Source organism: Salmonella sp. SAL4457 (assembly GCF_046548235.1).
In the GTDB taxonomy this organism is placed as follows: Bacteria; Pseudomonadota; Gammaproteobacteria; order Enterobacterales; family Enterobacteriaceae; genus Salmonella; species Salmonella enterica.
The window spans coordinates 1-224 of sequence record NZ_JBGDZO010001530.1 but is presented as its reverse complement, the minus strand read 5'-3'; the positions used below and the strand labels follow the sequence as shown (position 1 = coordinate 224).

Annotated in this window: 1 tRNA gene; it reads right to left on the bottom strand. The window is 47.8% G+C overall.

From position 1 onward, the window contains the following. Nucleotides 1–148 precede the first annotated feature (148 nt). A tRNA-Glu gene (locus ACLJNW_RS29320) sits at nucleotides 149–224 on the bottom strand.

Below are 224 nucleotides of genomic sequence, written 5' to 3'. Positions count from 1 at the left end.
AATTTGAGAGACTCACGAACAACTTTCGTTGTTCTGTGTTTCAATTTTCAGCTTGATCCAGATTTTTAAAGAGCAAATATCTCAAACGTGACTCGTAAGTCAGTTTTGAGATACTGATGGCAACGCCTTTCACACATTACCGCGCAAGTGGCGTCCCCTAGGGGATTCGAACCCCTGTTACCGCCGTGAAAGGGCGGTGTCCTGGGCCTCTAGACGAAGGGGAC